Source organism: Streptococcus mitis, assembly GCF_902159415.1.
GTDB classification, from domain to species: Bacteria; Bacillota; Bacilli; order Lactobacillales; family Streptococcaceae; genus Streptococcus; species Streptococcus mitis_BG.
Genome location: NZ_CABGJU010000001.1, coordinates 1031734 through 1052682, shown reverse-complemented (window position 1 = coordinate 1052682; position 20949 = coordinate 1031734). Strand labels below are relative to the sequence as shown.

34 protein-coding genes and 1 tRNA gene are annotated in these 20949 nt (G+C 36.5%); all 35 read left to right on the top strand.

Annotation, left to right across the window (positions count from 1 at the left end; genetic code table 11):
• The first annotated feature begins 17 nt into the window (after window positions 1-17).
• The 35 genes from FN031_RS05555 (at window position 18) to FN031_RS05380 (ending at window position 20793) form a co-directional block, all read left to right on the top strand.
• Window positions 18-359, top strand: a complete 342-nt coding sequence (locus FN031_RS05555) for a hypothetical protein (RefSeq protein WP_142558339.1) — start codon at window positions 18-20, stop codon at window positions 357-359.
• A complete protein-coding gene (locus FN031_RS05550; protein ID WP_142558337.1) occupies window positions 359-838 on the top strand; it encodes a siphovirus Gp157 family protein in 480 nt (159 codons plus the stop codon). The genes FN031_RS05555 and FN031_RS05550 overlap by 1 nt, the downstream gene beginning before the upstream one ends.
• On the top strand, window positions 838-1197 hold the full coding sequence (locus FN031_RS05545; protein WP_142558335.1) for a hypothetical protein: 360 nt from the start codon (window positions 838-840) through the stop codon (window positions 1195-1197). The genes FN031_RS05550 and FN031_RS05545 overlap by 1 nt, the downstream gene beginning before the upstream one ends.
• Window positions 1197-1682, top strand: coding sequence for a hypothetical protein (locus tag FN031_RS05540; RefSeq protein ID WP_142558333.1), 486 nt, complete (start codon window positions 1197-1199; stop codon window positions 1680-1682). Before FN031_RS05545 ends, FN031_RS05540 begins: the two co-directional genes overlap by 1 nt.
• Entirely contained in the window at window positions 1645-2838 is a 1194-nt protein-coding gene (locus FN031_RS05535) for a DEAD/DEAH box helicase family protein (protein ID WP_142558331.1), read from the top strand. Before FN031_RS05540 ends, FN031_RS05535 begins: the two co-directional genes overlap by 38 nt.
• A 3-nt stretch (window positions 2839-2841) precedes the next feature.
• Window positions 2842-3642 carry an AAA family ATPase gene (locus FN031_RS05530; protein ID WP_142558330.1) on the top strand — a complete coding sequence of 267 codons (801 nt, stop codon included), beginning with the start codon at window positions 2842-2844 and terminating at the stop codon, window positions 3640-3642.
• A 19-nt stretch (window positions 3643-3661) separates the two neighbouring features.
• Complete coding sequence (locus tag FN031_RS05525) at window positions 3662-4171, top strand: hypothetical protein (RefSeq protein ID WP_142558328.1); 510 nt, start codon at window positions 3662-3664, stop codon at window positions 4169-4171.
• A gap of 25 nt (window positions 4172-4196) precedes the next feature.
• Window positions 4197-5018, top strand: a complete 822-nt coding sequence (locus FN031_RS05520) for a bifunctional DNA primase/polymerase (protein ID WP_142558327.1) — start codon at window positions 4197-4199, stop codon at window positions 5016-5018.
• Between the two features lie 41 nt (window positions 5019-5059).
• Window positions 5060-6349, top strand: coding sequence for a virulence-associated E family protein (locus FN031_RS05515; protein ID WP_142558325.1), 1290 nt, complete (start codon window positions 5060-5062; stop codon window positions 6347-6349).
• 312 nt (window positions 6350-6661) lie between these two features.
• The gene (locus FN031_RS05510) at window positions 6662-6883 is read left to right on the top strand and encodes a hypothetical protein (RefSeq protein ID WP_142558323.1); all 222 of its coding nucleotides are present in this window, start codon (window positions 6662-6664) and stop codon (window positions 6881-6883) included.
• Window positions 6880-7062 carry a hypothetical protein gene (locus tag FN031_RS05505; protein WP_142558321.1) on the top strand — a complete coding sequence of 61 codons (183 nt, stop codon included), beginning with the start codon at window positions 6880-6882 and terminating at the stop codon, window positions 7060-7062. The genes FN031_RS05510 and FN031_RS05505 overlap by 4 nt, the downstream gene beginning before the upstream one ends.
• Entirely contained in the window at window positions 7059-7829 is a 771-nt protein-coding gene (locus tag FN031_RS05500) for a class I SAM-dependent methyltransferase (protein ID WP_142558320.1), read from the top strand. Before FN031_RS05505 ends, FN031_RS05500 begins: the two co-directional genes overlap by 4 nt.
• Window positions 7822-8349 carry a DUF1642 domain-containing protein gene (locus FN031_RS05495; RefSeq protein ID WP_142558318.1) on the top strand — a complete coding sequence of 176 codons (528 nt, stop codon included), beginning with the start codon at window positions 7822-7824 and terminating at the stop codon, window positions 8347-8349. Before FN031_RS05500 ends, FN031_RS05495 begins: the two co-directional genes overlap by 8 nt.
• On the top strand, window positions 8349-8630 hold the full coding sequence (locus FN031_RS05490) for a hypothetical protein (protein WP_142558316.1): 282 nt from the start codon (window positions 8349-8351) through the stop codon (window positions 8628-8630). Before FN031_RS05495 ends, FN031_RS05490 begins: the two co-directional genes overlap by 1 nt.
• Window positions 8627-8863, top strand: coding sequence for a DUF1372 family protein (locus tag FN031_RS05485; RefSeq protein WP_260604696.1), 237 nt, complete (start codon window positions 8627-8629; stop codon window positions 8861-8863). The genes FN031_RS05490 and FN031_RS05485 overlap by 4 nt, the downstream gene beginning before the upstream one ends.
• Window positions 8860-9777, top strand: a complete 918-nt coding sequence (locus tag FN031_RS05480; protein ID WP_142558314.1) for an N-6 DNA methylase — start codon at window positions 8860-8862, stop codon at window positions 9775-9777. The genes FN031_RS05485 and FN031_RS05480 overlap by 4 nt, the downstream gene beginning before the upstream one ends.
• A complete protein-coding gene (locus FN031_RS05475) occupies window positions 9774-10334 on the top strand; it encodes a restriction endonuclease subunit S (protein ID WP_142558312.1) in 561 nt (186 codons plus the stop codon). The genes FN031_RS05480 and FN031_RS05475 overlap by 4 nt, the downstream gene beginning before the upstream one ends.
• The gene (locus FN031_RS05470; protein ID WP_142558310.1) at window positions 10315-10503 is read left to right on the top strand and encodes a hypothetical protein; all 189 of its coding nucleotides are present in this window, start codon (window positions 10315-10317) and stop codon (window positions 10501-10503) included. Before FN031_RS05475 ends, FN031_RS05470 begins: the two co-directional genes overlap by 20 nt.
• On the top strand, window positions 10500-11003 hold the full coding sequence (locus FN031_RS05465; protein ID WP_142558309.1) for a MazG-like family protein: 504 nt from the start codon (window positions 10500-10502) through the stop codon (window positions 11001-11003). Before FN031_RS05470 ends, FN031_RS05465 begins: the two co-directional genes overlap by 4 nt.
• On the top strand, window positions 10978-11211 hold the full coding sequence (locus tag FN031_RS05460; RefSeq protein WP_142558307.1) for a helix-turn-helix domain-containing protein: 234 nt from the start codon (window positions 10978-10980) through the stop codon (window positions 11209-11211). The genes FN031_RS05465 and FN031_RS05460 overlap by 26 nt, the downstream gene beginning before the upstream one ends.
• 121 nt (window positions 11212-11332) lie before the next feature.
• A complete protein-coding gene (locus tag FN031_RS05455; RefSeq protein WP_260604695.1) occupies window positions 11333-11632 on the top strand; it encodes a DUF1492 domain-containing protein in 300 nt (99 codons plus the stop codon).
• A 250-nt stretch (window positions 11633-11882) separates the two neighbouring features.
• Window positions 11883-12218: an HNH endonuclease gene (locus FN031_RS05450; protein WP_142558302.1), complete on the top strand. Its 336-nt coding sequence runs from the start codon at window positions 11883-11885 to the stop codon at window positions 12216-12218.
• 192 nt (window positions 12219-12410) lie between these two features.
• Window positions 12411-12878 carry a phage terminase small subunit P27 family gene (locus tag FN031_RS05445; protein WP_142558300.1) on the top strand — a complete coding sequence of 156 codons (468 nt, stop codon included), beginning with the start codon at window positions 12411-12413 and terminating at the stop codon, window positions 12876-12878.
• 11 nt (window positions 12879-12889) lie between these two features.
• The gene (locus FN031_RS05440) at window positions 12890-13072 is read left to right on the top strand and encodes a hypothetical protein (protein WP_142558298.1); all 183 of its coding nucleotides are present in this window, start codon (window positions 12890-12892) and stop codon (window positions 13070-13072) included.
• A gap of 38 nt (window positions 13073-13110) precedes the next feature.
• Window positions 13111-13181, top strand: a tRNA-Trp gene (locus FN031_RS05435).
• A gap of 26 nt (window positions 13182-13207) precedes the next feature.
• Window positions 13208-14923 (top strand): terminase large subunit, encoded by a 1716-nt coding sequence (locus tag FN031_RS05430; RefSeq protein WP_142558296.1) that lies wholly within the window; start codon window positions 13208-13210, stop codon window positions 14921-14923.
• 176 nt (window positions 14924-15099) lie between these two features.
• Entirely contained in the window at window positions 15100-16329 is a 1230-nt protein-coding gene (locus tag FN031_RS05420; protein WP_142558292.1) for a phage portal protein, read from the top strand.
• Window positions 16286-16960 carry a head maturation protease, ClpP-related gene (locus FN031_RS05415; protein WP_142558290.1) on the top strand — a complete coding sequence of 225 codons (675 nt, stop codon included), beginning with the start codon at window positions 16286-16288 and terminating at the stop codon, window positions 16958-16960. The genes FN031_RS05420 and FN031_RS05415 overlap by 44 nt, the downstream gene beginning before the upstream one ends.
• A gap of 37 nt (window positions 16961-16997) precedes the next feature.
• Complete coding sequence (locus FN031_RS05410) at window positions 16998-18167, top strand: phage major capsid protein (RefSeq protein ID WP_142558288.1); 1170 nt, start codon at window positions 16998-17000, stop codon at window positions 18165-18167.
• 167 nt (window positions 18168-18334) lie between these two features.
• Window positions 18335-18637, top strand: coding sequence for a head-tail connector protein (locus tag FN031_RS05405; RefSeq protein WP_142558286.1), 303 nt, complete (start codon window positions 18335-18337; stop codon window positions 18635-18637).
• The gene (locus tag FN031_RS05400; protein ID WP_142558284.1) at window positions 18637-18984 is read left to right on the top strand and encodes a head-tail adaptor protein; all 348 of its coding nucleotides are present in this window, start codon (window positions 18637-18639) and stop codon (window positions 18982-18984) included. Before FN031_RS05405 ends, FN031_RS05400 begins: the two co-directional genes overlap by 1 nt.
• The gene (locus FN031_RS05395) at window positions 18981-19352 is read left to right on the top strand and encodes an HK97-gp10 family putative phage morphogenesis protein (RefSeq protein WP_142558281.1); all 372 of its coding nucleotides are present in this window, start codon (window positions 18981-18983) and stop codon (window positions 19350-19352) included. Before FN031_RS05400 ends, FN031_RS05395 begins: the two co-directional genes overlap by 4 nt.
• Window positions 19353-19799, top strand: a complete 447-nt coding sequence (locus FN031_RS05390) for a hypothetical protein (protein ID WP_142558279.1) — start codon at window positions 19353-19355, stop codon at window positions 19797-19799. It abuts the gene before it with no gap.
• A gap of 4 nt (window positions 19800-19803) precedes the next feature.
• A complete protein-coding gene (locus tag FN031_RS05385; RefSeq protein ID WP_142558277.1) occupies window positions 19804-20358 on the top strand; it encodes a major tail protein in 555 nt (184 codons plus the stop codon).
• Between the two features lie 96 nt (window positions 20359-20454).
• Window positions 20455-20793: a hypothetical protein gene (locus FN031_RS05380; RefSeq protein ID WP_142558275.1), complete on the top strand. Its 339-nt coding sequence runs from the start codon at window positions 20455-20457 to the stop codon at window positions 20791-20793.
• Window positions 20794-20949: the final 156 nt, after the last annotated feature.

Below are 20949 nucleotides of genomic sequence, written 5' to 3'. Positions count from 1 at the left end.
GAAGGGAGTATGACTAAATGACTCAAGCGGAACGAATTAGGGAATATTATAAAGACCACCCTACTGCCTCATATGATGAAGTAGCTGAGGTTGTCGGTACAACAAATAGCAATGTGAGGGCAAATTTAGCCAAAGACATCAAGGCAGGAAAATGTATCCGCTTGGAAGATAAGTCGTTTGACTATTCGCCTTACTTTAATCACACAAAAGCACTCACAGAGTTGGTTGATTGGAAAAACGATACTAGACGTGAGTGGGTGGAAATGCTGACTCGTGCAGCAGAAAAAGAAACAGATAGCAACGTTATGCGATTGCTAATCAAAGAAGCAAATAAACTAATGAAAGAGGTGACTAAATAATGGCAACACTTTATGAATTAACAGGTACTTTTAAGCGAATCAATGATATTGAGGGGTTAGATGAAGAAGCAAAACTTGACACTTTAGAATCGCTTGATTGGACTGATCAATTTGAAGAAAAAGTTGAAAACACAGTTAAGGTTATCAAAAATAAAGAATCTGATAAGAAAGCTCTTAAAGATGAAATTGACCGACTGACAGCAAGGTATAAATCAATTGATAATGACATAACCTGGCTTAAAACTTGTTTACAAAAAGCTTTTGAAATCACTGGATATGAAAAAGTTAAGGGATTACTCTTCACAGTATTTTTAGCGAAAAATCAACCTTCAGTAGTTGTAGATGAAGAGCAATTACCTAAGAAATATTTTGTAATTGCAAAAAAACCTGACAAAAATGCTATCAAGGAATTGCTGAATGCAGGTAAGAAAGTCAAGGGTGCTACCTTGCAAGAAAGTAGAAGTTTGAGGATTAAGTAATGGAATTGATGAATAAAACACGAGTAACAGATTCACTAGCAGTTGTGATTGGACCGGAATCAATTGAAGTACTTGTTACTGAAGATTTTCTATTTGATGTTGCGATTCGTTTTGTGAAAGTAGACGAAACAAATCTTGATCAGGGAAATGAAAAGCCGGTATTTACTCCAGAGTACAAGTTGATCACAGTTGCTAAATACAAAGAAAAACCTATCTTTGAATCGGAGGAAGATATCCGAAGATTCGAAAAACAAGCAAAAGAAATTAAGGCGCTATTTACCTTTGCAAAGGTAAATAAACAAAATTGGTTTAACACAGCCCTTTATCCAGGAGTGCTGACTGAGAAAGTTGGTGTTTGATGAAAATTTTAGCTATTGATCCATCAAGTAACAAAATTGAAACCAGTACAACAGGAGTTGTCTTGTTAGACAATGCGAGGTTAGTCGATAGCTGGGCAGTTTCTTATGGTATGAAGGGATTTGCTAAGTGGTTTCACGAAATCGGAAAAAGTCTTGAGTGCGATGTCGTTATTATCGAGGAATACAAAGTAAGGGATACCGACAAGTCAAAAGATAATAGCGTACTTGAAACCATCGCTTATATCCAGTTGTGTTATCCAGATGCCATTCTTCAATATAACGGTGGGTACAAGTCGGATATTCCAGACGACCTTTTAAAAATCTTAGGTTTGTGGAAATTTGAAAAAAGTCACCACCAAGACATACGAGCAGCAGCAAGACTTGGATTGTTCTGGGCGATGAGAAATGACATTGAAGAAGTCATTCAAGATATTGGGAAGGTGGTGAGTGAGTATCACGATAACTCTAAGAAAGTGGCAAGCTGAAGCAGTCAAGAGAAGTGACCACTTATCCAATGGTATATTCCTTGAAGCTTTAGGTGGACGTGGCAAAACTATATGCGCTCTTGCCATCGCTAAACATAAAAAAGCTAAAAAAATCATCATCACAAACAACCGACTAGCGATTCTGAACGGTTGGATAGATGCAGTCAAGTTTATGAATTTTGATAAAGATGTTGAGATTATCATTCAGACAGATAGGTATCTTCAAAATCAAGTCAAAAAGGGGCATAAATTAGCCTGTGATGTGCTAATAGTAGACGAATGGCAGAATATGTCGAGCGATAAACAAGTCGCCTTATATCGCAAAATAAAGCGTAAATACACGATAGGTCTTTCAGCAACACCAATTAGAAAAAAAGGTCAAAACTTCTATCCGCTTGAAAAAATCATTTTCGGATGGGCAACACCTAACAATAAATTTGATTGGCAAAAGACTCACGGAAAAATGGTCTATGATCCATTCAGTTATTCAAAAGAGAAGTGGGAAGATTTTAGAGATTATGAAAGTTATGTCTCAAACCTACCAAACTTCTTTAGATGGGAAGAAATCGAAGAAATCGAAAATGCAGTTGAGAATAACGGTTTTGAAATTAAATTCTATCAAAAGAGAGTTGCTCCTGGCAATCCAGAAAAACTTGCTAAGTTTAGAAAGTTAAACCTAGTCACAGTAAATGGAAAGACTGCCATGGCTAAACAATCTTTTGGGAGAAACACCTTTGAGCGCTACCTAAACCAAACTGGTGTAGATATTGATTTTCCAAAGTTAAAAGTAGTCAACCAAGACACGCCTTTGATGTTAGAACTTGACGGACTAATTGAACGAGCGCCACACGATATGTTGATTGTCAGCAAGTCCAAACAGATTGTAAATGTTATCCGTGAAAGGCATCCAAGCATTGGTATCTGGACTGGAGATATAAAAGACGGTATTGATAATCAAATAGTAGTCGCTACCAGTCAAGTCTTAGGTGTAGGTGTAGATGGCCTACAACACAAATACCAAACTATTGTCGTACTAGATCCAGTAGAAGAAGGTTCTGGAGAATATGACGACTATCGACAGTTGCTGTGGCGTATAACAGGAAGTCGTCAGCAGCATGATGTAAATGTAATTGAATTTTATTATAAAGGAGAATAAACCTTGTTTAAACTACCAGAAAACAAACCACAAATACCAAAAGACACCCCTCGCAATTATTTCATCTATGGTGAAACCATGAGTGGTAAGTCTTATCTAGCAAACGAATTTCCAAACCCTATTGTGTTAAATACAGATGGGAATGCTGAAGCTAATAGCGTACCAAGTATCCAGCTATTGAATGAAAAAGACACCTCTGGACGAATTACCAACTCGGTTATTAAACAGTTAGGAGAAATCCTATTGGCACTTCAAACACAAAAACATTCTTATGAAACAGTTGTAGTCGATGTAATCGATGATGTCATTGAAATGATTAAGATTGCAGTTTGTGACGAATTGACACCAGCAGGTAAACCTCGTTTGAAATCCTTGTCTGAAATTCCATACGGTAAAGGTTATGACTTCTTCAATCAAGCAGTTACCGAATTGGTGATTGACCTAAAAGCCTTACCGATGAATGTTATCTATATCAGTCGACAAATCTCTGAATATGATGACAATGGGAATGCTACTAAGGACAAACCAAGTTTGAAAGATAAGTATGTGAACCTTATCAATGGTAACTCTGACTTAATGATCCATACCGAAAAGATTGGAAGTAACTACAATCGTGAAGTTGACCGAAAACGTAAGTCTTACTACATGGACCAAGTGGATGACAAGAAAATCTTGAAAATTTTAACCACAATCCGTGGCGCACTTAGTCCAGCTAAGAATAAACCTGTAACTGAAGAAAAGCCAACAACTAAGCAAGAAAATAAAAAAGAAGTAGAAACTACTTCAGTAAATGAACTATTTTAAGAATTAAAGGAGAAAACACATGAGTTTATTAGATATCGCACAATCAATCAAAAAAGAAGGTTTTGATCCACGCAAAGACAGCACGAATGGCCCTGCACCAATCCCAGCTGGTGAATACCAAGCAATCCTAAAATCCGTTAAATTCAATATTTCAGACAAAGGCTGGGAAAGTCTCCAATACTGCTTTGAAATCCGTGGTGGTGACTATGATGGTCGAGTTGAATATGCATCATTTGGAACGCTAGACACTTGGAATGGAAAAGATATTTCTTGGTCAATTCAACGTACTATTAAATTCTTCCAAAAGGCCCTTGCATTTGCAGATGATGCGCCTTTAAAAGCAGACTTTGAAGACGGAAAAGCACTTGAAGAAGCGCTACAACGTAAAGCAGTTGGTTCTTACTTCAAGTTGATTATTATTGAAACAGAAAGCAAAGGTAAAACATACCGTAGCTATGATCTTGATGAAGCTGAAGGACTTCCAAGTGCAGAAGGTTTAGAAGTCAGTGATGATGATTTACCATTCTAAGAATAAAAAATAGGAGGAAATTGGAATGGCTAGTATGAAAGAGTACGCTCTAAAATATCAAAATTTAGGATTTTCAGTCATTCCAATCAATCCTAAAAACAAAATGCCATTAATTGAATTTGCTGATAAACCTGCCATGACTGCAAGTGAAATTGAAGCTTTTTGGGATGGTTATCCAAATGCTAACATCGCTCTCAAAACAACTAATTTCTTTGTTATTGATATTGACAAACACGGTAAATCAAATGGTTTTGAGTCTCTTAAAAATTGGAAATATTTAAAACTGATTGAACCAACTCTACAAGCTAAAACTGCAAGTGGTGGGAAGCACCTCTTTTATTTCAAAAGAGATGATGAACCTATCACACAGATGATTGGCTTCTTACCAGGTGTTGATATTAAGGCTCACGAAAATAACTATATTCTTGTAGCACCATCTGCAACAGATAAAGGGCAGTATGAATGGGATTTAGAAAAATCAAAGGAAGGTGGAACAATTGTAACACCTTCCAGAGATTTAATTCGAGCAATCAAGAAACAATACAAAGAAACTCATGGCCACACCTACGATGGCACAGATGGTTTAAGGAATTTAGCTAGAAGGTCTTACAACAGAGATAGAACTCAAACCACTGAACTATTTGAAACAATCGCCCTTGGTTTTGGTGATGAGGGTGGACGAAATGATAAACTGGCAAAATTCGTCGGTGGTCTATTATATCGAGCAGTTGATGATGAAGTAGTCATTCAACTAGCAAGATTAGCAAATACTAACAGTCAAAATCCTTTGTCAGAAAAGGAAGTGATGCGTACTGTTGAAAGTATGATTAAAAAAGATAGGAGGTGAGAACAATTGGTAATGTAGTTAGCATAAATTCACAAGATACAATGATACTGAATGATAAAGGAGGCATTAAATCTAACAGTCCAAATAATGTACTTCTTTCTTTTAAGGCTGATGATCAATTAAGTATTTACCTAAAACATAATGAATTTTCACAAGAGCATGAACTAACCAAAGATATCAGAATTGGAAATACTTTTTTTAAAAAAGGAGAGTTACCCTCTAATTTTGATTCAGTTGTAAAAGTTTATTTTGAAAGTGTATTAGGTGTTGCTTTCTCAAACCAAGCGATGCTGGATGGCATAGAAACCTTCTTCTCAGAAAGGTCATACAATCCAGTTATGGAATATATGGAACGTGCAGCAAGTAATTGGGATGGTCGTAAACGTATCAACCAAATGTTGCAAGTCTATCTCGGTGCAGAAGATATTGATTTAGTTTCTAAAATCGCAGAAATGTGGTTGGTTGGAGCAGTCGCCAAAGTATACGAGCCTTACGCTAAATTTGATTATGTTTTAGACCTCGTAGGTGGTCAAGGTGTTGGAAAAACCTCGCTCCTTCAAAAATTAGGTGGTGAGTGGTATACCGATGCTGTCACAGATTTTGCGAACAAAGATAACTACGACATCATGTTAAAAGCATTAATTATCAATGATGATGAAATGGTTGCTAGTAACCGAATGAGTTTCGCTGAAACAAAAGCTTTTATCTCAAAAACAAGCTTACGTTTTCGTAAACCTTACATGAAGCGTACTGAAGAATTTGCTAAAAACTTTGTCCTGGCACGTACAACAAATCAGAAGGAATACCTAAAAGACAAAACAGGTGAACGTAGATTCCTACCTGTACTCGCAAATATCGAAAAGCAAAAGAAACACCCTATGGAAATCGAACCTGAAACAGTAGAACAAATTTGGGGCGAGGCTGTCACAATCTATAAAGCTGGTGCTGATTTGATGTTTGATAAAGAAACTGAAGAACGATTGGAAATCTATCGTGAGAAATTCATGTACCGTGATGAAGTTGAATTACAGGTACTTGAATATCTGGAAATGCCTATTCCTGATAATTGGTCGAGCTGGTCTATTCAGCAACAACATCAGTATACAAGTAAGTATTTTGATAATAGTAGTGAGTTTGAAGCTGGTTCTAAAAAATTGGAAAAAGTCTCAACTCGTGAAATGATGTATAACCTCTTTATGAGAAATTCAAATGATAAAAAGTTATCAACTAAAATCAATATGATTATGGATAATCATCCTGGCTGGGAAAAAGGTCAGTTCAGAATCGGTGGAAAAAATACTAAAGGATTTAAGCGAATTAAAGAAAAATAGATCGGTTGCATTTTGAAATTCTATCGGTTGCATCGGTTGCACTTTTTAGGAAGAACGGTTGCATGCAACCGATATGCAACCGATAAATCGAAAGAACGGTTGCACCCTTAAACCCTTGATAATACTGACTTTTTTATACTATTTTTATATAATGCAACCGATTAACCGTTATTTTTTAAAAAAGTATTAATAAAAGTATTAATAATAGAGAAAGCCTATTAAATAAGGATTCTTAAATTTTATTTTTTAAATTTTGTTTTTTATCGGTTGCACGGTTGCATTTAATTTTTTGAACAATTTTAGGAGTTGAAAATGAAAGTTGACGTACAATGTCCGTTTTGTGGAGAGTGTTATATCAGAAAAGTGAAACCTGATACAATCTCTATTCGATGTTATGTCTGTAAGAAAGCATTATTTTTAAAATATGCGACAGACGAAAAGAACGGGGTAAACAGTAAAGGTATTGGACGGTTAGCCTATGAACCGTTTAACCACAATGAGGAAGTTGTGGAGTTGAGAGAGGTGTTTGAATGAGTATCAAACAACAAATGATTAAAACATTGAAACATTCAATCGAAAAGACGGAAGCTGATATTATCGAATACTCACAACCTTGTGAGAAGTCAGTAGCACAGAATAGGACTGCTCACAGAGAGTATTTGAAAAAGCAGTTGAAGAAGATGAAAAAACAGTTGAAGGAGTTGGAAGAATGATAGTATGGGCGTTGTTCGATAGTGGGAATGGCAGCTATACAAAAGGCGTGAAAGCCCTGAATAGTTCGGGGGGGGCAAACATTGACATCTATCCAATCGGAATAGACATAGAAAACAAGAACGATCATTTTATAAATTTGAACCTTGCTGACTACGGGCGCTTGTTTGGAGACAACACACTTTTTGACAAACTTGACAAATTGCCTAAGCCGGACTTAATCATAGCAAGTCCACCTTGTGAAAGCTGGAGTAATGCTAGTGCTATGTGCGAGGGTAACGCTTGCTGGAAACAAGAAGACCTCTCAGATAGCCTCTTTGCTCCACAAAGGGAGCCTAGCATGTTTACGATTAGGAACGCCTCTGACTATGAGAAAGCTTATATAAATTATCAGTATGATCGTCAATTTATGAAAAGGGTAAATGGGGAACTTTGTGCTTTTAATACCATTGAGATCATCAAGCGGTATAACCCTAAATATTTCATCATAGAGAACCCAGCAAGTGGGCGCTTGTGGAAATATATTGAGGATGTCATGGGTTTTAAACTCCCACATCTCAATCTCACACGCTACAACAATTATGACTACCCTTTGCAGAAACCTACAAAGTTTGCTAGTAATCTTGATTTAGGTCTTAAAAATGACATTATCAAACAAGAAATAGAGTGGGGAAAATTCTCTAAGTCATATAATGAACGGTCAAACATTCCACAAAAGCTAGTAATAGAGATTTTAAAAAAAGTTAAAAAGGAGTTGGAAGATGAATAAACAGGAATTGATTAAGAAGTATAAAGAGCTGGAGAATGGAACGTTTGATATTGCAGCGATTGTAGTTTGTCAGTCACTTTTAAAAGATTTAAAACAACTAGACGAACCCGAAAAAGTTACAATTCCGCAGTTTGTGGCGGATTGGTATGAGGAACACAAAGATGATTTTGAATTTAATATTTGGGATTGGGTTGCTTACAGTGATGAGTCTGAAAAATTAGAAAATAAAGAGTTTAATAGTTGGATAAATGATAGCGAAGGCAATCCTATTCAAACCCTCGTCAACATGCACCAATTCGGATACACAGTCAAGGAAGAGAAGCGGTATATGATCAAATTAAAAGGGGTACCAGATGAAGCAAGATTTCTTAAATATGGCAAAATTATTCAAGAATGGTATTTCGGAGCAAAAGAATATTCTAGCGATAGACAAATTAGACACACCCGCAAACAATTAGAAGAAGCTGGCTTCGGTTGGGTGTTTGATTGCCCCGGGATTGAGATCGAAGAGGTGGAGTGATGGAAGAAATGAAAAGAGATTTTGCAGGTAAGTTGTACAGAAAAGCTTGTGAAATTGCAGAATTTTATGAAGAACAAATGGATAGTGAAGACGATAACGAGGTCTTTGATATTGAGGAGTGTTTAGTGGAGTTATGTCAGCTAGTTTTTGATGAAATGATTTTTTGTCAAGCAGCAGTATTGAGAACATACTTCGCAACATTGCCAACAGACAATCCTTTTATTATGAGTGAAGCAAGAAAAGAATTGCCTTTTAAATCAAAGCAGGAGGTCACAGATTGAAACGTTTTTTAATTGGCTATGCCTTACTAACAACTTGCTTATTATTCATGCAACGTGAAGCACAAAAACCCTTGCTAGTCTATCATGCTGATAGTAAGTATCAGATTACTGGCAAGGTTACAGATAAGAAAAAAATTGGGAGTCTTTTCACTATCACAGTCAACGGTAACGTGTTTGTGGTTAGTGAGCAGAAATATAATGATACAGAAATTGGAAATGAGGTGATGTTATGACGTTCGTAGAACATAACAACCGTGAGAAAGCTAATAAATTTGCTGAGTATGTGACAGGGAAGCCGTTGCGTGAATACTTAGCTAAAAAAGTAAAGCAATACTGCGGTGAAAATATTTCTGTCTTTGATGGTGCTGCAGGTTCTGGACAGTTGGAGCAGTTTATCAGTATGACTGATTTTCATGCAGTAGAAGTTCAAAAGGAAAGTTGTGAAGCATTGAAAACCAATTTCCCTCATGCGATTGTGCATAATCAGAGTTTTTTCACTTACCAATCAGATATACAAGTAGATGCGATTGCTATGAATCCACCTTACTCTTTAAAATTGAAAGAGTTACCAGAAGAAGACCAACAGGCTATTAAAGAATTATACCCGTGGAAGAAATCAGGTGTTGTAGATGATATCTTTCTACTGAAGTCCATGAATTATACTAAGCGTTACGGATTTTATATCATGTTCCCTGGTATTGCTTATCGTCAATCTGAGAAAAAAATGAGAGAGCTAGTTGGTAATAATCTCGTTGAATTGAATGAGATTCAAAATGGATTTGAGGACACTCCTATCAATGTCATATTCTTAGTAATTGACAAAGAGAAGAATACTCCTGAAATTTCAAAAGAAATTTATGATTGTAAAACTAAAAAAGTTGAATATCAAGAATCTGACAAATTAAACTCAGATTTTAACTGGGTAATACCTAAGAAACCAGTAGAGAAAGAAGAAATAGACATTGATAAAGTGAATGCTGAATTAGATCAAATGGCAATTGACCACCTTGAAAAGCATTTAGCAAGTCAATTAGTCTTGATTCAATTCTTTAATGCAGATATTGATTTAAAATCATTCATCACAAAATGCCACAAGGTCTTAGATGATTATTTATTGGCTTATAATTTTGCAGTAGGATTAGAATGAAACCAGATAAGATAACAACGTACGGATTGCTAGAAGTTTGCGAGCTTATTTCAGGTGCTAAAACGAAAGAAACAGACGGACCTTATTTTATCTATGGCGCTGGCATGAACGCAAAAGGAACGACAGACAAGTTTAATTGTGAAAGTGATACAATCCGCTTGACTCGTAAGGGTACGGTTGGTGCTGTTTATTTCCATCGAGATCCATTTTGGATGGATAGTGATAGTTTAAAGGTTGAACCGAAAGAGATGATAGACAAGCGTTATCTATTTCATTGGCTACTGATGAACCGCAAAGAGATAGAACGGTGTGCTGATGGTAATAATCAACCAGGCTTGTCGGTTGCTAGATTATCAAAATTAACGATTGATGTACCTGACATGGAATACCAACTAAAAGCGGTCAAGTTATTGGATGAAATGAGTACAGGCTTAGAATTTTTTATAGACAATATCACACAAATTAAAAAGTTAGAGAGCAAGGTTTTGAGTTACTATAACGAGAAAATTGGAATAGCTTTAGAGAGAGGTGAGTTAAATGAGAAACTGGGAGAATGATTTCGCTTATTACCAAGGCGAAACATTCATAACTTTAGGTTCTTTGCAAGAAATACACGAGTATACAGGTATTCCTTTAGAAAGATTAAAGGAATATTCAAAAAAATCAAGAATCAAACGTTATCCATTTGGAAGGATGCTAATTGAAATAGATGAGGAGTTATCATGAACACACTAGAAAATGTAAAACAATGGTTTATTGATCGCGATTTAGAAAACGGTGGAAGATTAGACAAGCAGTCACTCAAGTTGAGTGAGGAATTCGGTGAACTATGCGCTGGCTATCTCAAGAAGAATGAAAAAGTCATGAAAGATAGCATCGGAGATTGTGCAGTCGTGATTGTCGGTCTAGCACTATTAATCAAAGAGGATGTTAATCAGATTTTTGAGGAATCTGGTAGTTTACGGAAGAAAGAAATTCCGGAAACATTAATCTCAATCAATACAAACATTAGTGAGTTTCAACTGTCTCAAGGATTCGCTAGTAAATTAATGTGCAGACACAATCTAGTACGCTGTATTGGTTATCTAAAAAATCTTGGATATGATTTCGATGAATGCTTTGAACTAGCATACCAGGAAATCAAAGACCGTAAAGGTCGCTGGATTGATGGTAGTTTCGTGAAATGGGAGGACTTGCCAGATGAACTACGAGCAAAGATTAAATGACAATCAACAAAAGCGATTTGCTTTTATGCTAAGGCAAAAGCGAAAAGATAATAAGTTGTCACAAGAGGAATTAGGTTATATCTTAGGATACGGTCAATCAGATATTTATAAATGGGAAGCATGCAAGACAAGACCTAACTTTTATCAAGTGGAAGATGTAGCAACGTACTTTAATCTTCCTATGAATGTTTTGATAGGGGAGGGATAGATTGACTGACATTGAAAAACGATTAAAGCAATTACCTTATACGAACATTAAAATCAAGTCATTACACAATGAAATTATTGGTCTTAGGTCTTCAAGTGTTAAGGGGCAGTCGTTTGATAATATGCCTAAGTCACCATCGAATAATAATCAAACTGAAGATATGAATATCCGTGTGATTGATAGGTCAGATGAACTCTATGAGGAAATTGCAGGGTTGTATCAGAAACAACAAGAAACAATCAAATGGATCGAGAATTTAGATGACCCTATAGAGAATATCGTCATGCGCTTACTCTATATCGATGGCCTATCTTGGAACGAGGTGCAGATACAACTTCGGTGTAGTCGGACGACTATTAAACGGGTGAGAAGAAACGCTATTAAAAAAATGGCACTAATGGCACTAAATGGCACTAATTAAGTGGTATTATGATAGTATCAGCAATAGGCTGATGACTCCTATTTATTTTTTAATTCGGTGTTAGGAAAGTATTCATTGTTGATTTTCCTTTGCGTTTTTAATTTTATAGTTTCATAGTACCTCCAAACATCCTAACACCGTTTTTATTTTTGGGAATACGAGTGGGTGCAAATCCCACTATTCTCATGAGAGGTCTTCATAAAGTCACGCAATGATTGTGTGGCTTTTTGTTTTTATAAGGAGAAGAGTGATGAAACCACAAAGGCTGACTATGTTAAACGGTCGGAGAACAGCAGTTGATTATGATAAACGTAATCAAGAATACACAGACTATAATCGTACTCGTTGGAAGTATGATAGAGAGGTTAAACAGTTCTATAACTCAACTATCTGGAAGAGAACGAGTCAACAAGTATTACTTGAAGCAAATTATATCTGTGCCATGTGTGGTGATGAAGCCACAATGACTGACCATATTATTAGTGTAAAACAAGATTGGTCGAAAAGATTAGATCGAAATAATCTTCAAGCAAGTTGTAAGAAATGTAATGATAAGAAAGCAATAAAAGAGAAATATTCTTTTTAAAATAATTTCAAAAAACCCAAAAACAAATGGAATATCGTTCGGTTATGCACTGACAAAATGTACGGAAATACCCCCTTTATTTTTAGACGGGGGTAGGTATCGTTCGGATATAAGAACGCTGCCCTCTTCTGTGCGAAAAATTCCGTTTTTGAAATCTTGAACCCCTATAAAATCAGAAAGGAGGTGGTCGATTTGGGGCGAAAAATGAAGATAGTGGAAAGTACTAAAAGCCATTTGACGAAAGAAGAGAAGATTGCAAGAAAAACCATACAAGAAAAGGCTTCTGATGGTTTGGAAGCATTGCAACTAACACCGCCAAAACATTTTGATCCAATCGCAAAAGCAGAATATAAGCGCGTGATTGAAGATTTGAGAAAGCTACCCCTCAGAAACCTAGATAGAGCAGTATTAGAAAGTTACTGCACCTGGTACGCAGTCTATAAAGAAATATCTCGTGGATTGCAAAAAGAAGGGTATGTTTATGAGACGGAAAAAGGTAAGGTTCTACCAAACAAGATGTTGTATAGTTTAGAGCGTGCGACTACTAACTTAACAAAAGCAGCATCACAACTTGGTCTTACCGTGGACAGTCGTATGAAATTATTTGTGCCACAAGTTGAAGAAAAGAAAGAGAGTATTTTTGATAAATTTGGTAGTTAGGAGGATAGTTGATGAAATATAGACCGCATTATTTGAAGAAGAAAAAACACTATGTGTTAAATGAATTTTCAATAAAGGGTGGACGAATCGCAATAAACGGAAAGCTATTAGATGGAGTAACGAGTTATAGTATTGATTGGAACTCTGGCGAGCTAACTAGATTGACGATAAATATGATTGGTAAAATGAAATGATTTTTATATCAGAGGGAATTTCCCTCTTTTTTTATTTAAGGCTGTTGGTGTAGAGGTAACATGACAAGCTCCAACCTTGTAGTCGTGGGTTCGATTCCTACACAGTCTGTATTTTGTTAGTTAGGAGGTGAAACAATGGAAGATATAGCTTATCAATATGCTTCAAAAGTCGTAAATGGAGAAATCATAGCCAGCGAGAAAGTTATAAAAGCTTGCAAGCGCCATTTAAGAGATTTAGAGCGTATGGATGATGAAGACTTTCCGTATGTTTACTTACCTGACAAAGCAAAAAATCCGATAGATTTTATCGAAATGCTCCCAGATGTCAAAACTGGAAAACCCTATCCACTGGCAGATTTTCAAAAATTTATTTTGAGCAGTCTATATGGCTGGCGAAAAAAGTCTGATACATCTATCAGGCGATTCAAAAAAGCTCTAATCAGCTTGGCCAGAAAGAATGGTAAGACTATTTTAGTAGCTGGTATTGCTTTATATGAGTTTTTGTTTGGTCGAAACCCTGCAATGAGTAGGCAATTGTTTTGTACAGCGAATGACCGTTCACAAGCACGCATTGCTTACGATATGATCCGTAAGCAGTTGGAAGCATTAAGAAGTAAAAATTCAGATATTAGAAAAGCTACGAAGATAGTCAGAGATGAACTCCGTAACCTAAATGATGAAAGTTACGTGCGTGCACTGAGTCGTGAAACTGGTGCAGTCGATGGTTTTGAACCGTATGTTGGTATCTTGGATGAATTTGCAGCATCTAAAACTAATGAGATGATTGAGCTTCTCGAATCTGGTCAAGGTCAGTTAGACAATCCATTGATTTTGATTATCTCAACTGCTGGATTTGATTTAAACGTACCAATGCACACTATCGAGTATGCGTATATCGAAAAACTTCTCGATGAAGAAGTTGAAAACGATGAATATTTTGCCTTCATTGCTGAACAAGATGATGAAGAGGAAATCAAAGATGAAAAGAACTGGATAAAATCAAATCCAATCCTTGAAGTCAAAGCACTACGTAAGAAGATGATGGACTACCTACGAAAACGTAGGAAGGTGGCACTTGAGACAGGAACAATAAATGAAATCCTAGTTAAAAATTACAACATGTGGCGACAATCATCAGAAGAATCTTATATGGATAAAGAAAGCTGGGCGAAAGCTAAGATAGATAAACCGAACACTAAAAAGCGCAGAGTTTGGTTAGGTGTCGATGTTGGTAGATCAAGTGACTTGTTTTCTATCTCTTCAATGGTTATGATGGATGATTATTGGTATGCTGATAGCTTTTCTTTTGTGGCTACTAAATACGGATTGATTGCAAAAGAAAAAAGAGATGGTGTTTCTTATACCAATTTGGAAAGAGCAGGTGAATGCGAAATTACCACGCTTGAAAGTGGTGTTATCGATGATGAACGTGTTCTTGAGAAGATTGAAGAAATGGTATATAGCAATGATTGGGAATTGCAAGGAATTTACTTTGACCCTTATCAATTCGGTTCATTATTGACCATGATTGAGAAACGACATCCAGAATGGCCACTAGTTCAGATACCACAAACCACTATGGTCTTGAATATGCCCACGAAACAATTCCGTGATGATGTTCGTCAAGGTAAAATCAAGCATAGCGGAAATCAGTTGCTGACAATGGCAATCAATAATGCCTACACTAAAGTTGATAACAACGGTATGAGGATTGATAAAAATAAAAATAGTAACAAAATCGACCCTCTGGATGCGTTATTGGATGCGTATGCTGCTTGTTATTTAGAGCCATTTGATGGAACTGGTTATTGGACAAACGAAAAAATCTTGGAAGGAGGTTCGCTATTTTGAAAATACTGGAACATATCCACACAATTTTGCTATTGATAGGCCTTGGATTTTTAATCTATGGCTTTTTCTTATTGAATCAAGTAGCAGGTTTCTTATGTAGTGGATCTATTTTAATCTTGTTAGCCTTGTATATCAGTAAAACAAGGGGGTGAATTAGAAAGGAGGTGAGAAAATAAATGACTTTTTTTCAATCTTTAGGGTCGTCAAAACTATCTTATGACGACTATATCTCTTCGGTAATCTCTGGTAATTCAAGTCCTGAATATACTGGTATATCTGCTTTGAAGAATAGTGATGTCTTAACAGCGGTATCTATCATAGCTGGTGATGTTGCTCGTTTTCCATTATTAAAAAAAGATTTAATGGGTAATATTGAACAAGATGAAGATATGAATTATCTTTTGAATGTTAAATCTACAAGCAATACATCAGCAAGACAATGGAAGTTTGCAATGACAGTCAATACAATTTTGACTGGTAATTCATTCTCTCGTATTCTACGTGATCCAATAAGTGGCAAGCCATTAGAATTTCAATTTTTTAGACCGTCTGAAACGACAGTAGAAGAAACCAATGACCATGAATTGATTTACACTTTTCGTGACCGTCTGAACGGTAAGAAAATTGTATGTAAAGCAGAAGATGTTATCCATTGGAAATTCTTTAGTCATGACACTATTCTTGGTAGGTCTCCACTACTTTCTCTTGGAAATGAAATCAGCCTACAAGATGGTGGATTGAACACCTTGATTAAATTCTTTAGAGATGGTTTCTCAAGTGGAATTATCAAACTTAAAGGCGCTCAATTAAACGGTGAAGCCCGTAAGAAAGCCCGTATGGACTTTGAAAAGATGCGTGAAGGTTCAACTGGTGGCAGTCCTTTAGTCTTTGATGACACACAAGAATATACCCCACTTGAAATTGATACGAATGTCTTGCAGTTGATTACATCTAATAACTTCTCTACTGCTCAAATTGCTAAAGCTTTACGAGTTCCTAGTTTTAAGTTAGGAGTTAATAGTCCTAACCAATCTGTCGCACAGTTGACCGAAGACTATGTAACCAACGACCTTCCATTCTACTTTGATGCAATCACAAGCGAACTTGCTTTGAAAGTGTTTAGTGATGATGAGCGTAGGAAGTATCGTGTTGATTTTGACACACGTAGCGTAACTGGTAGAAACGTAGATGAGATTGTAAAACTTGTGAACAATCAAATCTTAACACCTAACCAAGCTTTGATTGAACTTGGTAAGGAACGTTCTACTGATCCAAACATGGACCGTTACCAATCAAGTTTAAACTATGTCTTCTTGGATAAGAAAGAAGAATATCAATCAATGAAAGGAGGTGAGATAAGGGATGCCAAAGAGAATCAAGATGAAAGGTCCACTGATTCCAAATAATAGTCAAGAAGCGTATGATTACTTCGGTTTGGAAGCGGTCAGTGCAAAATCTATCACAGATGCTTTCCCAGAAGATAATAGTGACATCGTTTTGGAAGTTAATTCCAACGGTGGTCTTGTAACTGTTGGAAGCGAAATCTATACAGCATTAAAGAGTTATCCAGGGTATGTGACTGTGGAAGTAACAGGAATGGCAGCAAGTGCTGCTAGTGTTGCAATCATGGGCGCTGATAAAGTGCTTATCAGTCCAACAGCTCAGATAATGATTCACAAAGCGTTGTATGGTTTCGTATCTGGTAATAGCGATGATTTGGATAAAGCTTCAAATGCTCTTAAATCTAGTGACCAAGCTATTGTGAATGCGTATGTAGCTAAAACTGGATTGGAAGAATCAGTTATCATCGACATGATGAAGAACGAAACCTTCATGTCAGCTAGTGAAGCAGTTGAAAAAGGCTTTGCAGATGAAGTGATGACCTTTGATGATGTTGGTGCAGTTGCAAGTCTTGGAGATGGACTGTTGCCACAAGCTGTTATTGACGACTTTTACGCTAACCGTAGCAAGCGTAAGTCAGAAATCCAAAATATGCTACGAGAAATCGAAAAAGAAGAATTACTTAAAGGGCTATAAGCTCTTTTTTTAATGCCACAAGGAGAAGAAAGAAAATATGTTTAAAGAAAAAATGAAAGAACTTAAAGCACAGATTTTAAACATCGGTGCTGAAATTGTTACTAAGACAGATGAATTAAAATCTGTTTTAAATTCTGATGATCTTGAAAAAGCTCGTGAAATCCGTGCTGAAATCGACAACTTGAAATCACAAAAAGAAGAAGCAGAAAACAACTTGAAGACTTATGAAATCGCAGAAGAAGGAGCTGGAATGGTAGCGGCTATTGAAAAACATGAAGTAAAAGCAGACGGTAAAACTTACCGTGATTCTGTAAACGAATGGGTGCGCACTAAAGGTGCAGTTGCTGATTCAAACTTGAAACTTGAAGGAAAAGACCTTCTTATTCCTATGAATGCAGCAGTAAATCCAACACAAGACGGATTGAAGACGGTTGAAACTGGAAAAGTAACTAGCAAAGAAATTGTTACTACACCAATCCGTGAAGTTAAGACAGTTCTTGACCTTAAACAATTCGTGACAACTCACAAAGCATCTAAAGGCGAAGGATCATATCCTATTCTTAAACACGCTACATCTAAGATGGCAAGTGTAGAAGAATTGGAAAAGAACCCAGCTCTTGCTAAACCAGAATTTACAGATGTTCCTTGGAAAGTTAAAACTTACCGTGGCGCTATTCCACTTTCACAAGAAGCTATTGACGATGCAGACGTTGACCTTCTTTCTATCGTTGCAGAAGCAGCTAACCAAATTAAGGTTAATACTACTAACGATGCAATCGCTACTGTATTGAAAGATTTTGAAGCTAAAACCGCTGCTGACCTTGACGCTATCAAGGAAATCTTGAATGTAAATCTTGACCCAGCTTACAACGTTTCATTCGTAGTTTCACAAAGCTTCTACCAAAAACTTGACACTTTGAAAGACAAGAATGGTCGTTACTTGCTTCAAGACTCAATCGTCTCTGCTTCAGGTAAAGCCTTCCTTGGACATCCAGTATTTGTAGTTTCTGATGCAACTCTTGGAGCAACTGGTGAAGCTAAAGCCTTTATCGGTGATGTACAACGTGCTGTACTCTTTGCTGACCGTCAAGAATTAGGTCTACGTTGGACTGACAATGAAATCTACGGTCAATACTTGCAAGCAGTTGTACGCTTTGACGTTAAGAAAGCAGATGCTAAGGCTGGTTACTTTGTAACTATGCCCTAATACTCCCCCTATTAGTGGGGGTGTCTCACGGTCAGCAGTAGCACTACCAGTGCCAACCTCAAGTAGCACCAAGCAAGATATTATGTCTTATCTAGATAGCAAGGGAATTTCTTACACAGCCTCTCAAACAAAAGAGCAATTACTAGCCTTGATTGGAGGTTAGAAATATGGAAGCTAAAAAGAATGGTTTTCTCGAAGAGGTTAAGTTGTATTGTAAAATCGACTATGACTTTGAAGATGATTTACTAATTGAGCTTATTGAGTCTGCAAAAGAGCAGATTTGTTTTGCAATTGATAACGATTTAAGCCCAGATGATTTAGTAGATTATGCGAAATTCCGCCTAGCTGTCAAAAAGCAAGTCAAAGAAGAATATGAGCATCGTGGAATGTCAGCAGATACCATGCGCTATCCTTTAGCAAATGGTGTCTTAAACATCATTCACCAACTTAGAACACGGAAGGAGAGTTAATGCGGACACGTAAAATGAATGTTCGCATTACTTTTTTTCAAAGAGTTGGCGGACAAAATGAAGATGGAGAAGTATTAGACTTTGAAAGAAAAGACTTATATACTTGCTGGGCAGAAGTATCTAAAACGTCTATCAAGGATTTCCGTGAAAATGCGACAGTCACTAAAAGTGCAGGTTTGGCAGAACATAAAGATACTAAAACTTTCTTGATTAGACATCTTCCAAAATTGCCTTTTGATAATTCTTGCTTTGTAGAATTTGATGGTAATGAATATCAAATCATTGCCATTGATCGTGATTACGCAAGCAAGGAAATTGATTTAATCAAGGGAGTGATGTTGTCATGACAAGGGGATTGGATTTATGTCTTCAAAACCTTGCTAAACTTGAAGCTAAAGCTCCTAAGGTTGCTCGTGAAGCAGTCACAATGGTAGCTGAAGAGTTTGAAAAAGAACTTGAAGTAAATACTCCAGTTTCTGATGAGTTTACACCCACTCGTTTGAAAGAAGATATAAGAATCAGTAATTTCAAAGGTGGTGGAAATGCTCCTTCTAAAGATATTGGATTTGGTCGTACTACAGGTTGGCGTGCTAGATATCCCAACAGCGGGACAATCTATCAGAAAGCACAGGATTTCGAGGAAAAGACTATCAATGCAGTCACTCCTCGTGCTAAAGAAATTTACATAACAAAAATAAGGGAGGTGTTAAAATAAATGATTGCTGAAACTGAAGCTTATAAACTCTTGGTGGCAGATGGAAAGTTAAATCAACTGTTTAATGAGTTTAGAGGTAAAGAATTTCCAGGATATAAACAAGGTATTTTTACTTATGATATTCCTGAGAAGCCTACAAACTTAAAACAAAAAGAGCTTGCTCCGTTTGCAAGAATTTATTTAACCTACGAAGCACCTCACAAGTATGCAGATGATAAAATCATCTCAATGGAACAACGTATCACAATCAACTTTTGGTGTAAGAGCGCAAAGCAAGCTGACCAAATCGCCAAAAGAATGGATGTGGTCTTAGAAAGTAGTGGATTTGAACGCTACACAGCAAATGAGAAACCTCGATACATGGATGACGATATTGGACTGTTAATGAATGTCCGAAAATATCGTCTTTTTGATTGGAGTGATCTCGAAGAAATGAAAGGAAAATAATTAAATGTCTAAAGTTAAATTTGGTTTACGTGGTTTTGAATATGGGGTTTTGGACAATAAAAACATTGTCACAGGCGATACTAAAAAAATCCCTGGTTTGAAATCGGCAAAATTGGATATCACAAATGAATTGAACACTATCACAGCAGATGATGGACCATACGTAGTATTATCTTCTGGTATCACTGGAACAACTCTTGAAGTGTCATGGTTGGATTTGGGTAGTGAAGCTCGTAAAGACTTCTATGGTATCACTGTTGAAAATGGTGTTGAAAAATACAATAAGAAGATGACTCCAAACGACATCGCTTGCTTGTTCCGTACAACTGGTGATGATGGTAAAGGTATCTGGGTCGGTCTTCTTAAAGGTAAATTTTCTCTTCCAGGAATGGATTTGGAAACTAAAGACGGTTCACCAGAACCTAAGAATGATACTGTTTCTGGTAGCTTTGTAGCTCGTGGAGACGATGATGATGCTCTTGTAATCGTAGTTGGTCGTGAAGACAACCCACAATTCCAAGAAGATAAGTTCCGTGAATTAGTCTTCCCAAAGTCGTAAGTGGTGCTGCACCTGTGAGTGCAGTTGCCACAAGACAAGAGTAATTAGGTTAGGCTTGGTTTTCCCAAGCCTTTATTTTTTTAAGGAGTTAATAAAATGTTTGAAATTAAGTTTAAAAAAGCAGGTGTTTTGAAAGAATTTTCTAAAGACTATGTAAATGTTGAAGATAATTTACTAGCATTGGAACATCAAGTACGACAAACTGCCTTGTATGAAAATAAAGAGGATTTGTTAAATCCTATTAAACATCGTGAATTGAATGAAGCATATCTAGATATGTTTGTGAAAATGTACGGTGAACAGTTTGAAGTAAATGATATTAAATGTGCTAGCGTAGAAACACTTGAAACTTTGAACAACTTATACCTTGCTGCTCTCGGTGGGAAACAGGAAGAAAAAGAGACCACAGAGGGAAAAAAGAAGAAAAAGGGTTAAGCCCTAAAGAAGCTCAAAACAATTTATTAGTTTGGGTTCAATCACTAATGAGTCAAGGATATACAATCCATGATATTAAAAGTATGCGCTTATCAGATTTTGATTTGATGGTGCAGGCTTTAGAAACAAAAGAAAGCCAAGAGGAAGAAGAAACAA

What these genes read in the sequence shown, in the direction of transcription:
- FN031_RS05480 (WP_142558314.1), top strand. Translation starts at nt 8,860, where the DNA reads ATGACGTTCGTAGAACATAACAACCGTGAGAAAGCTAATAAATTTGCT.
- FN031_RS05520 (WP_142558327.1), top strand. Translation starts at nt 4,197, where the DNA reads ATGGCTAGTATGAAAGAGTACGCTCTAAAATATCAAAATTTAGGATTT.
- FN031_RS05400 (WP_142558284.1), top strand. Translation starts at nt 18,637, where the DNA reads ATGCGGACACGTAAAATGAATGTTCGCATTACTTTTTTTCAAAGAGTT.
- FN031_RS05515 (WP_142558325.1), top strand. Translation starts at nt 5,060, where the DNA reads ATGATACTGAATGATAAAGGAGGCATTAAATCTAACAGTCCAAATAAT.
- FN031_RS05550 (WP_142558337.1), top strand. Translation starts at nt 359, where the DNA reads ATGGCAACACTTTATGAATTAACAGGTACTTTTAAGCGAATCAATGAT.
- FN031_RS05440 (WP_142558298.1), top strand. Translation starts at nt 12,890, where the DNA reads ATGAAATATAGACCGCATTATTTGAAGAAGAAAAAACACTATGTGTTA.
- FN031_RS05545 (WP_142558335.1), top strand. Translation starts at nt 838, where the DNA reads ATGGAATTGATGAATAAAACACGAGTAACAGATTCACTAGCAGTTGTG.
- FN031_RS05555 (WP_142558339.1), top strand. Translation starts at nt 18, where the DNA reads ATGACTCAAGCGGAACGAATTAGGGAATATTATAAAGACCACCCTACT.
- FN031_RS05420 (WP_142558292.1), top strand. Translation starts at nt 15,100, where the DNA reads ATGACTTTTTTTCAATCTTTAGGGTCGTCAAAACTATCTTATGACGAC.
- FN031_RS05385 (WP_142558277.1), top strand. Translation starts at nt 19,804, where the DNA reads ATGTCTAAAGTTAAATTTGGTTTACGTGGTTTTGAATATGGGGTTTTG.
- FN031_RS05460 (WP_142558307.1), top strand. Translation starts at nt 10,978, where the DNA reads ATGAACTACGAGCAAAGATTAAATGACAATCAACAAAAGCGATTTGCT.
- FN031_RS05465 (WP_142558309.1), top strand. Translation starts at nt 10,500, where the DNA reads ATGAACACACTAGAAAATGTAAAACAATGGTTTATTGATCGCGATTTA.
- FN031_RS05380 (WP_142558275.1), top strand. Translation starts at nt 20,455, where the DNA reads ATGTTTGAAATTAAGTTTAAAAAAGCAGGTGTTTTGAAAGAATTTTCT.
- FN031_RS05505 (WP_142558321.1), top strand. Translation starts at nt 6,880, where the DNA reads ATGAGTATCAAACAACAAATGATTAAAACATTGAAACATTCAATCGAA.
- FN031_RS05405 (WP_142558286.1), top strand. Translation starts at nt 18,335, where the DNA reads ATGGAAGCTAAAAAGAATGGTTTTCTCGAAGAGGTTAAGTTGTATTGT.
- FN031_RS05490 (WP_142558316.1), top strand. Translation starts at nt 8,349, where the DNA reads ATGGAAGAAATGAAAAGAGATTTTGCAGGTAAGTTGTACAGAAAAGCT.
- FN031_RS05395 (WP_142558281.1), top strand. Translation starts at nt 18,981, where the DNA reads ATGACAAGGGGATTGGATTTATGTCTTCAAAACCTTGCTAAACTTGAA.
- FN031_RS05525 (WP_142558328.1), top strand. Translation starts at nt 3,662, where the DNA reads ATGAGTTTATTAGATATCGCACAATCAATCAAAAAAGAAGGTTTTGAT.
- FN031_RS05495 (WP_142558318.1), top strand. Translation starts at nt 7,822, where the DNA reads ATGAATAAACAGGAATTGATTAAGAAGTATAAAGAGCTGGAGAATGGA.
- FN031_RS05455 (WP_260604695.1), top strand. Translation starts at nt 11,333, where the DNA reads ATGCCTAAGTCACCATCGAATAATAATCAAACTGAAGATATGAATATC.
- FN031_RS05415 (WP_142558290.1), top strand. Translation starts at nt 16,286, where the DNA reads ATGCCAAAGAGAATCAAGATGAAAGGTCCACTGATTCCAAATAATAGT.
- FN031_RS05430 (WP_142558296.1), top strand. Translation starts at nt 13,208, where the DNA reads ATGGAAGATATAGCTTATCAATATGCTTCAAAAGTCGTAAATGGAGAA.
- FN031_RS05450 (WP_142558302.1), top strand. Translation starts at nt 11,883, where the DNA reads ATGAAACCACAAAGGCTGACTATGTTAAACGGTCGGAGAACAGCAGTT.
- FN031_RS05475 (WP_142558312.1), top strand. Translation starts at nt 9,774, where the DNA reads ATGAAACCAGATAAGATAACAACGTACGGATTGCTAGAAGTTTGCGAG.
- FN031_RS05500 (WP_142558320.1), top strand. Translation starts at nt 7,059, where the DNA reads ATGATAGTATGGGCGTTGTTCGATAGTGGGAATGGCAGCTATACAAAA.
- FN031_RS05510 (WP_142558323.1), top strand. Translation starts at nt 6,662, where the DNA reads ATGAAAGTTGACGTACAATGTCCGTTTTGTGGAGAGTGTTATATCAGA.
- FN031_RS05410 (WP_142558288.1), top strand. Translation starts at nt 16,998, where the DNA reads ATGTTTAAAGAAAAAATGAAAGAACTTAAAGCACAGATTTTAAACATC.
- FN031_RS05540 (WP_142558333.1), top strand. Translation starts at nt 1,197, where the DNA reads ATGAAAATTTTAGCTATTGATCCATCAAGTAACAAAATTGAAACCAGT.
- FN031_RS05470 (WP_142558310.1), top strand. Translation starts at nt 10,315, where the DNA reads ATGAGAAACTGGGAGAATGATTTCGCTTATTACCAAGGCGAAACATTC.
- FN031_RS05390 (WP_142558279.1), top strand. Translation starts at nt 19,353, where the DNA reads ATGATTGCTGAAACTGAAGCTTATAAACTCTTGGTGGCAGATGGAAAG.